General features: G+C 68.6%; 9 protein-coding genes and 1 riboswitch. Of the genes, 7 read left to right on the top strand and 2 right to left on the bottom strand.

The window, feature by feature from the left end; genetic code table 11:
- Positions 1-5: 5 nt before the first annotated feature.
- The 7 genes from AC1HIL_RS33230 (at position 6) to AC1HIL_RS33200 (ending at position 11,348) form a co-directional block, all read left to right on the top strand.
- Positions 6-1,796: a CocE/NonD family hydrolase gene (locus AC1HIL_RS33230; RefSeq protein ID WP_479669071.1), complete on the top strand. Its 1,791-nt coding sequence runs from the start codon at positions 6-8 to the stop codon at positions 1,794-1,796.
- Between the two features lie 31 nt (positions 1,797-1,827).
- On the top strand, positions 1,828-2,634 hold the full coding sequence (locus AC1HIL_RS33225) for a helix-turn-helix transcriptional regulator (RefSeq protein ID WP_479669072.1): 807 nt from the start codon (positions 1,828-1,830) through the stop codon (positions 2,632-2,634).
- 82 nt (positions 2,635-2,716) lie between these two features.
- Positions 2,717-3,886, top strand: a complete 1,170-nt coding sequence (locus tag AC1HIL_RS33220; RefSeq protein WP_057592642.1) for an acyl-CoA dehydrogenase family protein — start codon at positions 2,717-2,719, stop codon at positions 3,884-3,886.
- 11 nt (positions 3,887-3,897) lie between these two features.
- On the top strand, positions 3,898-5,229 hold the full coding sequence (locus AC1HIL_RS33215) for an MFS transporter (protein WP_479669073.1): 1,332 nt from the start codon (positions 3,898-3,900) through the stop codon (positions 5,227-5,229).
- Between the two features lie 21 nt (positions 5,230-5,250).
- Positions 5,251-6,981, top strand: coding sequence for an IlvD/Edd family dehydratase (locus AC1HIL_RS33210; RefSeq protein ID WP_479669075.1), 1,731 nt, complete (start codon positions 5,251-5,253; stop codon positions 6,979-6,981).
- A 26-nt stretch (positions 6,982-7,007) separates the two neighbouring features.
- A complete protein-coding gene (locus tag AC1HIL_RS33205; protein ID WP_479669076.1) occupies positions 7,008-10,499 on the top strand; it encodes an indolepyruvate ferredoxin oxidoreductase family protein in 3,492 nt (1,163 codons plus the stop codon).
- 95 nt (positions 10,500-10,594) lie between these two features.
- A riboswitch (yybP-ykoY riboswitch) is annotated at positions 10,595-10,765 on the top strand.
- A 10-nt stretch (positions 10,766-10,775) separates the two neighbouring features.
- On the top strand, positions 10,776-11,348 hold the full coding sequence (locus AC1HIL_RS33200; protein WP_479669077.1) for a TMEM165/GDT1 family protein: 573 nt from the start codon (positions 10,776-10,778) through the stop codon (positions 11,346-11,348).
- 18 nt (positions 11,349-11,366) lie between these two features.
- On the opposite strand, the gene AC1HIL_RS33195 is transcribed toward AC1HIL_RS33200, so the two are convergent.
- Both AC1HIL_RS33195 and AC1HIL_RS33190 read right to left on the bottom strand, forming a co-directional pair.
- Entirely contained in the window at positions 11,367-12,356 is a 990-nt protein-coding gene (locus tag AC1HIL_RS33195) for a tripartite tricarboxylate transporter substrate-binding protein (protein WP_093345906.1), read from the bottom strand.
- A 76-nt stretch (positions 12,357-12,432) separates the two neighbouring features.
- Complete coding sequence (locus AC1HIL_RS33190; RefSeq protein ID WP_479669078.1) at positions 12,433-13,926, bottom strand: alpha/beta hydrolase; 1,494 nt, start codon at positions 13,924-13,926, stop codon at positions 12,433-12,435.
- Between the last annotated feature and the right edge of the window lie 7 nt (positions 13,927-13,933).

Below are 13,933 nucleotides of genomic sequence, written 5' to 3'. Positions count from 1 at the left end.
TCACCATGAACCAAGCGAACCCGAACCGCGCCGACGGCGCGCTCTCCAACGACATGCCCGAGGCCGTCCATGCCGACGGCATGCGCATCCTCTGGGATGTGCCGATTCCGATGAGCGATGGCGTCGTGCTGCGCGCCGACGTCTTCCTCCCGCAGGAGTCCGGCCGTCATGCGGCGCTGATCTCCTACGGCGCCTATGGCAAGGGCGTGCCCATGCAGGTGGGCTACAAGAGCGCGTACGACCGCATGGTGCGCGACTTCCCCGACATCGCCGAAGGTTCGTCGAACAAGTACATGAACTGGGAGGTCGTCGATCCCGAGAAGTGGGTGCCGGACGGCTTCATCTGCATCCGCGTCGACAGCCGCGGCGCGGGCCGCTCGCCGGGCGTGCTCGACCCGACCTCGGAACAGGAGACGAAGGACATCTACGAATGCATCGAATGGGCGGCGGCACAGCCGTGGAGCAACGGCAAGATCGGGATGAACGGCATCTCCTACTACGCGAGCAACCAGTGGTACGTGGCCGCGCTGCGGCCTCCGCACCTCGCCGCCATCTGCGTGTGGGAAGGCTTCGTCGACCGCTATCGCGACGCGGCGCGGCACGGCGGCATCTACTCGCAGTTCGGCGAAGGCTGGTATGAGCGCCAGGTGCTGCGCATTCAGCACGGCTATGGCGAGCGCGGCGCGCGCAATCCGAACAACGGCGAGCTGGTCTGCGGCCCGCAAACGCTGTCGGACGAGGAACTGGCGGCCAACCGTGCGCCGAAGATGTCCAACGAGTCGTTGAACCGCCCGCTCGACGACGCGTTCTATTCCTCGCGCAAGCCCGACGTGAGCCGCATCGAGGTGCCCCTGCTGTCGGCCGCGAACTGGGGTGGCATGGGCGTGCATCCGCGCGGCAATTTCGAAGGCTATCTCGATGCGGGCTCGAGTCAGAAATGGCTGGAGGTGCATGGCAACAGCCACTTCAGCCCCTTCTATCGCGCCGAGGGCGTTGAGTTGCAGAAGCGCTTTCTCGCCCACTTCCTGCAGGGCAAGGACACGGGCTGGGACCGCCAGCCGCCGGTGCAACTGCAGATTCGCCGGCCGGGCGAGCACTTCACGATCCGCGACGAGCAGGAATGGCCGCTGGCCCGCACGCAGTGGACGAAGTACTACCTCGAGCCCGCCGGCCGCACCCTGGGCACCACGCCGGCCACCGGCGCCAGCATTGCCTACCAGGCGATGGGCGAAGGGCTCATGTTCAAGCTGCCGCCGGCCAGGGAGGAGATCGAGATCACCGGCCCGATCGCGGCGCGGCTCGTGGTGTCTTCCAGGACGGCGGATGCCGATCTCTTCCTGGCGCTGCGCCTTTACGCACCGGACGGCAAGGAGGTGTTGTTCGTCGGCTCCAACGATCCGCGCGTGCCGATCGCGCTGGGATGGCTGCGCGCCTCGCACCGCAAGCTCGATGCGGCGAAGTCGCTGCCCTACCGCCCATACCACACGCACGACGAACTGCAGCCGCTCGTACCGGGCGAGCCGGTCGTGCTCGACATCGAGATCCTGCCGACCTCCATCGTGATTCCGCCGGGCTACACGCTGGCCCTCAACGTTCGAGGCTGCGACTACGACCACGGACTCGGCGACGCCGGCTTCTCGGACCAGCCCTATCCGATGACGGGCGTCGGTCCGTTCCGCCACGCGAATCCGCAGGACCGGCCGCCCGAGGTCTTCGGCGGCGAGAACACGCTGCACTTCGACCAGGGCAACGAGCCCTTCATCCTGTTGCCCATCATTCCCGCCAAGGGTGCTTGAGCCCGCTGGATCGCAAGAGCGCGGACGCGACATGACGGATGCCGACGACGCCTTCGTTCCCGGGCGCTGCACCAGCGCCGACCGCGTCATGTGGATCACGAAGGACCGCCTCTTCTATGCCGGCCTTCTCGGCGCCCGAAGCCTGCACACGCAAGGGGCCCTCGTCGCGTACGTCGCGATCGATGGCCGACTGCGCGTGCGGCTCGACGGGGGCGAATGGCAAGCGACCGAAGTCGCGATCGTCCAGCCTTACGTGCCCTACGAGATCGCCTGCGAGGGCCGCAACGTGCTCATCGTGCTGATCGAGCCCGAGACGGTCGACGCGAGCCGGCTGCCGCCGCTCTTGCGCCTGTGCGGCGCGGTGCACGCACCCGACTTCGCGACGCATGTGCGCGAGGTCCATCGCCGGCTTGCTTCGCAAGACGGCGCGCTCGACCTGCACCCGTGCGATTTCGACCGGAGCTTCTTCGGCGCGGCGTTGCCCGCGCGCGCGCTCGACCAGCGCATCGCGAGCGTGCTGGAGCGCATCAAGGCCGATCCGACCGGTGCCGTCGCCTCCGACGAATGCGCTTCGCGCGTGAACCTGTCGATCTCGCGCTTCCGGCATCTGTTCAAGGAAGAGGTGGGTATTCCGTTTCGCAACGTGCGTGCGTGGAAGCGGGCCCGCAGCCTGCTGCACCATGTGCACACGGACGCCAGCCTGGTCGACGTCGCGCTCGACATCGGCTATCCCGATTCGACGCATTTCAGCCATTCGATCCGCCAGGTCTACGGGCTCAAGCCCCGGGACATCATCGCGGGATCGCGCAAGCTGCGCATCATTGCGCAGGCGCTCTAGCCATCGGCCTTCGACCTGGCGTCGAACACGCCAGCCGTTCGGCGCAAGACGGCCATCTCTCACCGCAAGAAGATGGGGCACGATGATCGAAACACGCCCACTCCCTCACTACTTCAGCGCCGAGCATGAAGTCTTCCGATCGACGCTGCGCGAATTCGTCGACCGGGAGATCGTCCCCTTCGCGAACGACTGGGACGAGGCCGAAACCTTTCCTCGCGAGCTCTATCGCAAGTTCGGTGCCTTGGGTGCCCTCGGCATCGGCTACGACGAAGCGCTCGGCGGCACGGCGGCCGACATCTTCCATTACCTCGTCGCGATCGAGGAGGTGGCGCGCGCGGGCTGCGGCGGCGTGCAGGCTTCGCTGCTGTCGCACACCATCGGCCTGCCACCCGTGGCCGCGCATGGCAGCGAAGCACTCAAGCGGCGCGTGGTGCCGCCGGTGCTCGCCGGCGACAAGATCGCCGCGCTGGCGGTCACCGAGCCCGGCGGCGGTTCCGACGTTGCATCGCTCAAATGCGCCGCGCGGCGCGAGGGCGAGCACTATGTGCTGAACGGCGAGAAGACCTTCATCACCTCCGGCATGCGCGCCGACTTCATCACCGTGGCCGTGCGCACCGATGCGGGCTCGAAGGGCGCCGCGGGCGTGTCGGCCCTGCTGGTCGATGCCGATTCGACCGGACTCACGCGCACGCCGCTCAAGAAGATGGGCTGGTGGTGCTCCGACACCGCGCATCTGCATTTCGACGACGTGCGCGTGCCGGTCGGCCATCTGCTGGGCACCGAGCACCAGGGCTTTAAGGTCTTCATGACCAACTTCAACAGCGAGCGGCTGTCGATGTCGGCCGCCGCCTGCGCCTTCGCGCAGGCCTGTCTCGACGAGGCCCTGGCCTGGGCGCGCGACCGCGTGACCTTCGGGCAACCGCTCGCGCAGCGGCAGGTCATTCGCCACAAGCTCGTGGACATGGCGCTGAAGATCGACGCCGCCCGCGCGCTCGTCTACGAGCTGGCTTGGCGGCTCGAGCACCGGCATGGCGATCCCGAGCAGCTCGTGGCGCGCGCCTGCATGGCGAAGATCCTTTCGACGCAGGCCATGCAGTTCTGCGCCGATCAGGCGGTGCAGATCCTCGGCGGCATGGGGTACATGCGCGGCACCCGCTCCGAACGCATCTATCGCGAAGCCAAGGTGATGATGATCGGCGGCGGCTCCGAGGAAATCCTCAAGGACCTGGCGGCCCGGCAGCTGGGCATCTGAAGCGCCCCGCCATGAATGACAGGATCGACCTCGGCGGCCTGCTGGACGCCTCGCCCGTGCGGCGCGGCCACGTGCTCACCGTGGCCACGCTGTTCCTCGTGCTGCTGATCGACGGCTACGACCTGGCGGTGACCGGCCAGATGCTGCCCGCCATCGCATCGACGCTCGGCGTGCCGACCGCCAGCCTGACCGGCGCCTTCGCGTTGCAGCCCATGGGGCAGGCGATCGGTGGCCTGCTGCTGTCGCCGCTGGCCGATCACTTCGGCCGCAAGCGCATGCTGATCGCACTGCTGGCACTGTTCTCGGTCGCCACCTTGCAGAGCGTGTTCGCCGGCTCGATCGCCACCTTCGGGGCAACGCGCTTCATCGCCGGCATGCTGGGCGGCGGCCTGCTGCCTGCCGCTGCCAGCCTGGTGGCCGACATCTCGTCCGTCAAGCGTCGCTCGACCATGGTGGGCATCGTCTATGCCGGCGTGGCCATCGGCGCCGTGGGCGCCAGCGGGCTCGTGGCCCTCGCGCTCGATCGCATCGGCTGGCAGGGCATGTACCTGATCGGCGCATTGGCGCCGCTGCTGATGATCGTGCCGATCGTGCTGTGGATGCCGGAGTCGCCGCTGCATCTGGCGCGCACCGGCGCACAGCCGACCGACATCTTCAAGGCGCTGCGCAAGCTGGGCATCGCCGTGGATGCCGGCACCAGGCTTCGCGGACCGCAGCGGCGAACCGGCGCGCGCATCTCGATCGTCGAGATCTTCGGCGACCGCCGCGCGCTCTTCACCGCGGTGCTCTGGTTCTCCTGCATCTGCGGGCAGATCGCCGTGAACCTGTTCGGCATCGGCGCGGCCTTCTTCCATGAATTCGGGGGCGTGCCGGTCGCCAGCTATGCGGCCTACGCATCGATGGCCGGGCTGGCATCCATCGCCGCCGGCCTGTCCACAGGCCTCGTGATCGACCGCTTCGGGCGCTATCCCGTGACCGCCGTGTATGCGCTGCTGGGCGCGCTGTCGCTGGCCGGGCTCGGCCTGTTCCCTTTCGGCAGCGGGGGCTTCATTGCCACGATCGTCAGCGCCGGCTTCTTCGTCGTCGGCACCTACCAGTCGCTCAACATCATCACGCCCATCGTCTATCCGGCCACGCTGCGCAGCGCCGCGGTCGGCTGGAAGGGGGCGGTCTCGCGCTTCGGCAGCAGTGCCGCGCCGCTGATCGCCGCGGCGCTGCTGGCGCAACAGATGGGCGTGAAGGTCGCCATGTGCGCCGCCGCGGCACCGTTGCTGGTCGTGGTGCTGCTGGCACCGGTGCTGGCCGTGCTGGAGCGCCGGATGCGATCTGCCCACTCCTTGTGATAGCGATAGGAAAACAAGCGTATGTCCGATGAAGAAAAGCGCAGGCTGCGGTCGCAGGCCTGGTTCGAAGGCCGGGGCGCGAGGAATTTCGCGAACCGGGGCTGGGTTCGCAGCCGCGGCGTGCCGATGGATCACTTCGACGGGCGGCCCGTGATCGGCATTTGCAACACCTGGTCCGAGCTCACGCCGTGCAACTCGCACTTCCGCGACCTGGCCCTGCATGTGCGCGAAGGCATCCTCGAAGCGGGCGGCGTACCGATGGAGTTCCCGGTCATCTCGCCCGGCGAGATGCTGACCCGGCCCACCGCCATGCTGTTGCGCAACCTCTGCAGCATGGACGTGGAGGAAACGCTGCGCGCCAATCCGCTCGACGGCGTGGTGCTGCTGATGGGTTGCGACAAGACGACGCCCGCGCTGCTGATGGGCGCCGCGAGCGTCAACCTGCCGACCATCGGCGTGTCCGGCGGGCCCATGCTCAACGGCAGCTTTCGCGGCAAGTCCTTCGGCGTCAAGGATGCATGGAACCTGGCGGCGGACCTGCGCGCCGGCCGTGCCGTCAACGAGGACTTCGAGGAGGCCGAGGGCTGCCTCACCCGCTCGGTGGGCGTGTGCAACGTGATGGGAACGGCATCGACGATGGCGTCGATGGTCGAGGCGCTCGGCGTGGGGCTGCCCGACAACGCATCGATTCCCGCCGTGGATGCCCGGCGCCGCGTGCTCGCGCGCATGGCGGGCCGCCGCATCGTCGACATGGTGCGCGAGGACCTCCGGCTCGACAAGGTGCTGACCCGCGAGGCCTTCGAGAACGCCATCGCGGTCAACGCGGCCATCGGCGGATCGACCAATGCCGTCATCCACCTGACGGCGGTGGCGCGGCGCATGGAAGTCCCGCTCGACATCGAGGACTGGCACCGGGTCGGACGCGATGTGCCCACGCTGCTCAACCTCCAGCCCTCGGGCCGCTATCTGATGCAGGACTTCCATGAAGCCGGCGGGCTGCCCGTGATCCTGCGCAACCTGTGCGAGTCGGGCCTGTTGCATGGCGATGCGCTGACCGTCACCGGCAGGACGCTGGCCGAGAACAACGTCGGCGCCGTCTGCTGGAACCCGGACGTGATCCACAGCGTGGCCAAGCCCTTCATGGCGACCTCGGGCGTGGCCATCCTGCGCGGCAACCTGTGTCCGAACGGTGCCGTCATCAAGCCTTCGGCCGCCGAGCCGCGCCTGCTCAAGCACAGGGGGCGCGCCGTGGTGTTCGAGAACCAGGACGACCTCGGCCGGCGTGTCGACGATCCCGATCTCGAGATCGATGCGGACTCGGTCATGGTCCTGCGCAACTGCGGCCCCAAGGGCTTTCCGGGCATGCCGGAACTGGGGATGCTGCCCATTCCCGCCAAGCTGCTGAAGCAGGGCGTGACGGACATGGTCCGCATTTCGGACGCGCGCATGAGCGGTACCTCGTTCGGGGCCGTGGTGCTGCATGTGTCGCCCGAGGCGGCCGTGGGCGGCGCCCTGGCCGTGGTGCGCGACGGCGACCTGATCGAGCTCGACGTCGAGGCCCGGCGGCTCGAGCTGCTCGTCTCCGAGCAGGAGTTGCAGCAGCGGCTGGCCGCGTGGACACCGCCCGCCGCCGCGGCCACCCGGGGCTACGTCAGGCTGTACGTCGACACCGTCAACCAGGCCCATGACGGCTGCGACCTGCAATTCCTGGCGGGCCGCAGCGGCAGCGACGTGCCGGCCGCCCAGCACTGAAACCCCACAGGAGACGGATCTTGAACATGGCATTGGTACGTGATGCCGCGGCGCTCGAAGACCGCTATGGCGTCGATGACGGCTGGGTCTACATGACCGGCATCCAGGCGCTGGTGCGCCTGCCGCTGCAGCAGCGCGCGCGCGATGCCGCGGCCGGATGGAACACGGGCGGCTACATCTCGGGCTATCGCGGTTCGCCGCTGGGCCGCTACGACATGGAGCTGTGGGCCGCCGAGAAGCAGCTGAAGGCGGCCAACGTGGTGTTCCGTTCCGGCTTGAACGAGGACCTGGCCGCGACCGCCATCTGGGGCTCGCAGTACGTGGGGACTTTTCCGGGCGCTCGCGTGGATGGCGTGTTCGGCATCTGGTACGGCAAGGGCCCGGGCGTGGATCGTTCGGGCGATGTGCTTCGGCACGCCAACCAGGCCGGCACCTCGCCCAAGGGCGGGGTGCTGTGCCTGGCGGGCGACGATCACGGTGCGAAGAGTTCCTCGGTCGCCAACTTCTCCGATCCGATCCTCATGGCGGTCGGCATGCCGGTGCTCTATCCCTCCAACACGCAGGAGCTGCTGGACTACGGCCTGCACGGCATCGCCATGAGCCGCTTCTCGGGCTGCTGGGTGGGCATGAAGGTCGTGACCGACGTCGTCGAGGGCGGGGGCTCGGTCTACGTGGGGACGGATGCTCCCCTCATCACCGTGCCCGAGGCACCGAGCCGGCCGGTGGACCCGTTCGGCGCGGGCTACAACATCCGGGGCTTCGACATGCCGCTGCCGCAAGAGGACCGGCTCTACAACCACAAGCATGCCGCGGTGCTCACCTATGCCCGGGCGAACCGGCTCAACCGCATCGTCGCGGACCCGGCCGGGGCGGGTGTCGGCGTCATCGCGGCGGGCAAGGCCTGGCAGGACGTGCTGCAGGCCCTGGGGCGCGAGGATGAAGCAGTTGGGGGCGGGCTCGCCGACCTGAAGCTGCTGAAGATCGGACTGGTCTGGCCGCTCGATCCGGAGATCGTGCGCGAGTTCGCACAAGGGTTGCACACCATCGTGGTGGTCGAAGAAAAGCGGCCCGTTCTCGAAGACCAGGTGCGCACCATTCTTTACGGCCGCGCGAATGCGCCGCGCCTGGTGGGCAAGCTGTTCGAAGGCGGGCTCTTCGAATCGGGACCCGCCGACGTCGCCTTTCCGAACGCCAGCGAGATCTCGCCGGTACGGGTGACCGAAGTGTTGGCGCGCGTGCTGGGCCGTGAGATGCCCGCGCCCTGCGCGAGCTCACCCGTGAAGCTGCCGGGGCCGAACCGCGTGCCCGGCTTCTGCTCGGGCTGCCCGCACAACCGCTCGACCAAGGTGCCCGAAGGCAGCCGCGCGCTGGCCGGCATCGGCTGCCACAGCATGGCGCTGCTGGTGAACCCACAGCAGACCACCACCTGGTCGCACATGGGCGCCGAAGGCGTGATGTGGCTCGGCCAGCAACCCTTCACCGCCGAGCGCCATGTGTTCGCCAACATCGGCGACGGCACGCTGGCGCACTCGGGCCATCTGGCGATTCGGCAGGCCGTCGCGGCGCAGGTGCCCATCACCTACAAGGTGCTCTACAACGGCTTCGTGTCGATGACGGGCGGACAGCCGGTCGAGGGAAACCTGAGCCCGCCGCAGATCCTCGCGGGCTTCGCGGCGGAGGGCATCCGCAAGATGGCGGTCGTGACGGATGAGCCGCAGCGCTATGCCGACGTGACCCTGCCCGAGGGTGTGGCTGTGCACCACCGTACCGCCCTCGACGCCGTGCAGCGCGAGTTCCGCGAATACCCCGGCGTTTCGGTGATCCTCTACGACCAGGCCTGTGCCGCGGAGAGACGCCGGCTGCGCAAGCGCGGCAAGGTGCCCGATCCCGACCGGCGCCTGTTCATCAACCCGGCCGTGTGCGAGGGCTGCGGCGATTGCGGCGTGGCCTCGAACTGCATGTCAATCGAGCCGCTGGAGACCGAGCTCGGCCGCAAGCGCCGCATCAACCAGGGGAGCTGCAACAAGGACTATTCGTGCGTGGAGGGCTTCTGCCCCAGCTTCGTCAGCGTCGAGGGCGCAAAGCCACGCCGTGCCGCGGCGCGCGTCGAGGCCCAGGCGGCATCGCCGCGCCCGTACACGCAGGCGCTGCCCGAGCCCGACATCGCACCGCTGCAACGCGCCTGCAGCGTGCTGATCTCCGGCATCGGCGGCACGGGCGTGGTGACCATCGGCCAGACCCTGGCCGTGGCCGCCCATCTGGAGGGCCGCTACAGCTCCAACCTCGATGTCACCGGGTTCTCGCAGAAGTACGGCGCCGTGACCTCGCATGTGCGGTTCGCGCCCGAGCCGGGGATGCTGCATGCCACGCGCATCGCCGAGGGCGAAGCCGATGCATTGATCGGTTGCGACCTCGTCGTCGCGGCCTCGGACGAATCGCTGACACGGCTGCCGGCCGGTCGCGGCCGCGCGGTGGTGAGCACCGGCCTCGTGCCGACCAGCGACTTCGCGCGCAATCCCGACTGGCAGCTCGACCCGAAGATGCTGATCGAGCGCATCGAGGCCGCGGCGGGCACGGCCGATCTCGTGCTGATCGATGGCGAGCGCATGGCCACCGCGCTGGTCGGCGATCCGATCGGCATCAACATGTTCATGCTGGGCCTGGCCTGGCAGCGCGGCTTCGTTCCCCTGGGACGAGCCGCGATCGAGCGGGCCATCGAGCTCAACGGCGTGGCCGTGGCCATGAACAAGGAAGCGTTCCTCTGGGGGCGACGCGTCGCCCACGACCGACCGGCGGTGGAGCGCCACCTGAAGGCCGAACAGCCGACGCAGGTCATCACCTTCATGCCGCGGCAGACCCGGGGACTCGACCAGACCGTCGCGCATCGCATCGAACACCTGCGCGCGCACAGCGGCGAACTGCATGTGCAGCGCTACAGGGCGTTGGTGGAGAAGGCGCGTCGGTTGGAAGCAGCGCTCCATGCGGGAGATGCCCTGGCCAGGGCCGTGGCGCACAACTACCACCGGCTGCTGGCGACCAAGGACGAGTGGGAGGTCGCCCGCCTGTTCACGCACCCCGACTTTCGATCGGCACTGGCGCAGGAGTTCGAGGGCCCGATCCGGCTGCGCTTCCACCTCGGGGTCTGGCCCTTCGCGCGGAAGGACGTCCACAGCGGCAAGCCCGTCAAGGGCGACGCGGGACCCTGGGTGCTGCTGGCGATGAAATGCATGGCGCGGATGCGCGGCCTCCGGGGAAGTTGGCTCGATCCGTTCCGCAACGCGGCGGAACGCACACTCGACCGCCGGCTGTTGGCGCAGTACGAAGACGACATGCGCGTGGCCCTGTCCGACTTGCGTGCCGAGACCTTGCCCATCGTGACGAAGCTGGCCTCGCTGCCCCAGTCGATCCGGGGATACGGCCATGTGCGCGAGGCGCAGGCCGAGAAGGCGGCTGCGACGCGGCAAGCGCTGTTGCGGGAACTGGCGCTGGCCGGCGAGCAACAGGCGCGTGCCGCATGACGCCTCGAAACCGTCGCGGTAATGCAACTCGCTCTCGACAAGGGGACATTCATCGAAAAGGCGCGGGCGATTCGCTGCCCACGACTAAGATCGCGCCCTCAGTCATTGGGGAGTAGCTGACCTGCGCAACGCAGGAGCCCGCGTCAACACACTTGGCCTTTCGGCCATGGCGCGAGCAGCTTCAGAGCCTGGCAAGACCTTTGACCACGTCACCTCGGTATGGGCCGGGAAGTGGCGTGGTCTTCGCGTCGCTGGCCCAGGAGTTCTCTTTTCATCATGGAAGCCTTACTCGTATCCACGGGCGTGGTCGCGCTCGGGGAAATGGGCGACAAGACCCAATTGCTCGCGATCATCCTGGCCGCGACCTTTCGCAAACCCTGGCAGATCGTCGCGGGCATCTTCACCGCCACCGTCGTCAACCATGCCGCAGCGGGCGCGCTCGGCGGCTGGGTGGGCCAGGCCATGGGGCCGAACATCCTGCGCTGGGTGATCGGCGCCTCGTTCCTGGCCATGGCCGCGTGGATGCTGATCCCCGACAAGATCGACGACGATGCCGCGAAGACGAAGAGCCGCTTCGGTGCCTTCGGCACCACGGTCGTCACCTTCTTCCTCGCGGAGATGGGCGACAAGACGCAGATCGCGACCGTGGCGCTGGCCGCGCGCTATCCCGACGTGGTGCAGGTCGTGATCGGCACCACGCTGGGCATGATGCTGGCCGATGCGCCCGCGGTCTTCCTCGGCGAGAAGATCGCCGCCAAGGTCTCGATGCGGCTGGTGCACGGCGTGGCCGCCGTCATCTTCGGCGTGCTGGGGCTGCTGACGCTGTTCAACGTCGGCAACCTGTTCTGAGCCCCGGCGGGCGGTCGCCTATTTCGCGGCGGCCGCCGTGCCCAGGCCCAGCTTGTCGATCACGGCCTTTTCGGTCTTCATGGTGCGCACCGCGTACTGCTTGTAGGCCGCGCTGTCCATGTAGAAGGTCTCCATGTCGAACTTGGCGAGCGACTCCTGGTAGTTGGGCATCTCCATCGCCTTCTTGAAGGCGTCGTGCAGGATCGCGACCACCTTCGGGTTCGCGCCCTTGGGCAGCACCAGACCGAAGGGCGAGGCCTGCACCATGTCGATGCCCGACTCCTTGAGCGTGGGCGCATTCGGATACTTCTTCGAGCGCTGCTCGCCCCAGGTCGACAGCAGCCGCAGCTTGCCCTGGTCGACATAGGGGCCCCAGCCCGGCGTGTCGGCCACCGACATCACGTGGCCGCCGAGCACCGCCTGCAGCGATTCGGAGTTGCCCTTGTAGGGCACGTGATTGAACTCCACGCCGGCCTGGATCGCGATCGCTTCCATCGTCAGGTGCAGCGTGGTGAGCGCGCCCGGCGTGCCGTAGCTCAGGCGGCCCGGGTTGGCCTTGGCATAGGCGAGGTACTCGCGCATCGACTTGATCGGCGAATCGGCGGGCACCACCAGGCCGAACGAATAGCCGGCGAGGCCGATCACGTAGCTCAGGTCGTTGGCCGGGTCCCAGTTGAGCTTGGTGGTGTAGGGCAGGCGGAACACCGGCAGCGGCACCTGCGCGAGCGTGTAGCCGTCGGGCGCGGTGGCCTGCATGGTTTGCGCTGGCAGCACGCCGCCCGCGCCGGGCTTGTTCTCGATGATCACCGGCTGGCCGAGGATCTTCGAGGCGTTCTCGGCCAGCACGCGGAAGGGCACGTCGGTCGAGCCGCCGGCGGTGAAGCCGATCAGCACGCGGATCGGCCGCACCGGAAAGGCATCGGACTGCGCGAAGGCGGGAGCGGCGGCGAGGCCGGCGGCCAGCAGCAGGGCGTGCAGCGCACGGCGGGTGAGGGTGGGTTGTTTCATGGCAGGACGTGCGAACGAAGAAAACGGGAAGGGCGGTGCGGCCGCCCCGCGAACGGGACGGGCCGCGCCGGCGCCGTCAGGGCGCGGGACAGCCGCCGCGGCTGGCCGAGGAGAACTTGCAGCCGTAGTCGGCGCGCGCCACGGTCGCGGCATCGAGCACCTCGTCGCCGGCCGGCTTCACGCCGTTCTGCTCCCAGTTCGTCATCGCGTCGAAGGCCTGGGTCTGTTCCTCGGTCGTGAAGTCGCAGTGGCTGATGCCGCGGATCGCGCGCTGCACGAGCCACTTCGAGGTGCCCAGCGCATCGGCGCGGCGCTTGTAGATCTGCTCCATGCTGAACGGCACGTAGACGTCGCCCAGCGTGTGGATGGTGACCACCGGCACGTCGATGCGTGCATTGGACTTGGGGAACCAGCGCAGGCCGTCGCGCCGCAGCCGGTTGGACTCGGGGTCGGCATGCAGCCGGTAGGCGCCCTGGTTGAAGGTGATCTCCTCGGCGTTCTGCGCCGGGTCGTTGTCGAGCTGGTAGACGATGCCGGTGGTGTCGTAGCCGTCGCGGTTGAGGATGCCGTTGATGGTGCCGTCGCGGCCGAAGGTGCCCCACACGGTGGCGTTCATGCTGCCCGCGAAGCCGGCGTCGAACATCGGGCGCTCGCCGCCCGTGAGGTTCTTGACGATGGCCTTGTACTTCTCGCCCTGCGCGGTCGTCGCGCTCGGGAAGCGCGTGAACAGCGCGTTGCGCACCACGGGCAGCAGGTCGTTCCAGTTGCTCACAGGCCAACCGGTGACGGGCAGGCCGGCCAGCTGCTGCGCCGCGATCTGCGAGGCGCCGAAGTAGTTGTAGAGCTCGATGTCGCCGAGCACGCCGCACATCGGCACCGCGCCGGCATAGCGCACCTTGTGGTTGGCCGTCTCCAGCGCCTCGGCGTCGACCGCGGCCGCGGCCACGTGGCCGCCGAGCGACTGGCCGACGATGTAGGTCTTGCGCGGTGCATCGAGCGTGCGGCCGTTCTGCGAGGCGATGCGCTGGAAGGCCAGCGCGAGCGCGTTGGTGTCCTCGACGCCGGCGCGCACGTCGTAGTAGTTCTTGGTGTAGCTCGACGCGGCCCAGGCGTAGCCCTGGGCGATCAGGTGCGCGCGGATGGTGGGATCGCTGACGCTCACCACCGGGCCCGTGCCGCCGTAGCCGTGCGCGTACATCACGAGCATGCCGTTCCAGTTCTTCGGCACTTCCACGCGGTAGCCGGCGCCCTCGAGCACGCCCCACCAGCGGTCGGTGTCGGGCGCGCCCGAGAGTGCGGCGAACGGCAGCTTGGTCTCGTCGACCGTGAACTGGCGGCTGTCCTGCGCGCGCGTTTCCTCGGGCTGGGGCGCCGCCGGGGGCGGCGGTGCCGGGGGATTGCCGGCGCCCGCACCGCCCGCACCGGCCTGTTGCGCGGCGATGGCGGCGGCCAGCGCCGCGGCGCTGGCGCCCGACGAATCGCCGCCACCGCCGCCGCATGCGGCCAGCGTCGCGGCGGCGATGAGCGAGAGAACGGTGGCGCGGCGGCCCGGATGGCGATGGAACTTCACGAGATGT

The sequence above is a fragment of the Variovorax sp. ISS6 genome (genome assembly GCF_056523145.1).
Note: the sequence above shows the minus strand (reverse complement) of the source record. Positions and strands in the feature narration are given on the sequence as shown.

Coding starts and splice junctions, on each gene's coding strand:
- AC1HIL_RS33230 (WP_479669071.1), top strand. CDS start 6: ATGAACCAAGCGAACCCGAACCGCGCCGACGGCGCGCTCTCCAACGAC.
- AC1HIL_RS33225 (WP_479669072.1), top strand. CDS start 1,828: ATGACGGATGCCGACGACGCCTTCGTTCCCGGGCGCTGCACCAGCGCC.
- AC1HIL_RS33220 (WP_057592642.1), top strand. CDS start 2,717: ATGATCGAAACACGCCCACTCCCTCACTACTTCAGCGCCGAGCATGAA.
- AC1HIL_RS33215 (WP_479669073.1), top strand. CDS start 3,898: ATGAATGACAGGATCGACCTCGGCGGCCTGCTGGACGCCTCGCCCGTG.
- AC1HIL_RS33210 (WP_479669075.1), top strand. CDS start 5,251: ATGTCCGATGAAGAAAAGCGCAGGCTGCGGTCGCAGGCCTGGTTCGAA.
- AC1HIL_RS33205 (WP_479669076.1), top strand. CDS start 7,008: ATGGCATTGGTACGTGATGCCGCGGCGCTCGAAGACCGCTATGGCGTC.
- AC1HIL_RS33200 (WP_479669077.1), top strand. CDS start 10,776: ATGGAAGCCTTACTCGTATCCACGGGCGTGGTCGCGCTCGGGGAAATG.
- AC1HIL_RS33195 (WP_093345906.1), bottom strand. CDS start 12,356: ATGAAACAACCCACCCTCACCCGCCGTGCGCTGCACGCCCTGCTGCTG.